At 64.1% G+C, this 772-nt stretch carries 1 protein-coding gene; it reads left to right on the forward strand.

What is annotated here, in order from left to right:
- A partial coding sequence (locus tag G6R25_RS24340; RefSeq protein ID WP_272871467.1) for a group II intron maturase-specific domain-containing protein occupies window positions 1-307 on the forward strand: 307 nt, incomplete at its 5' end.
- Window positions 308-772 lie beyond the last annotated feature (465 nt).

Raw genomic sequence — 772 nt, forward strand, 5'->3', positions numbered from 1 at the left:
GAGGGGCCGACGGAAAAATGTTCGTGGGTTTCCAGCCCGCGGTCAGCTCAAGAAAATGGACCAGCGGGTCCGCCGATGGCGCATCCACACCCCTACCAGGCATGACCTGGGCGAGCTCGCCGCGCTGATCAACCCGGTCGTGGCGGGCTGGATGAACTGCACCTACCTGATGCGGTGGGCTGGCAAGAAGTACAGACAGATTCGCCCGCACAAGCGGTTCAAGGCATGGTGGACCGAGCTCCTCGATCGAGAGCCCGGGCTGTTCATGCACTGGGCCTGGGCACGCACGCTCGCCGGAATGCGATGAGAAGAACGGAGTGAACCGAGAGGCTCACGCTCCGTTCTGTGGAAGCCCGGGGGTGCAATTCCCCCGGGCCACCCGACCAAGGTCGCAAACCCAAGCCGATTGGGGAACTCATACCAAAGAAAAATAGCCACCCTAGGTAGCCATAGAATTACTTGGAGTGACCGAGGGGGGACTCGGCCACTCCGCCCACGCCCTCAACCGGCGCATGCGCATCCCGGTCGTCCGGCCGGCAGGTAACCGGAACAGCCCGCAAGCCGGCCCGGCGCCGCCGCGCTGAACGCTCATGCGCCACCACGCGGGATCCCGCCAGCGGGCTTGCCCGGGAACCCCCGGCGGACCTCGCTACAGTCGAGCGAAGTCGATCTTGACCGGGAAAGGTGCGACAGCATCGACACGGCGGCGACGGGGTAGTAGGGCTTTGTTAGGTGTCGTTGAGTTGTGGTTTCAAGCGATCTGGTGACGGAT

Origin of the sequence: Candidatus Frankia alpina, from assembly GCF_902806485.1 — a bacterium.
Taxonomy (GTDB): Bacteria; Actinomycetota; Actinomycetes; order Frankiales; family Frankiaceae; genus Frankia; species Frankia alpina.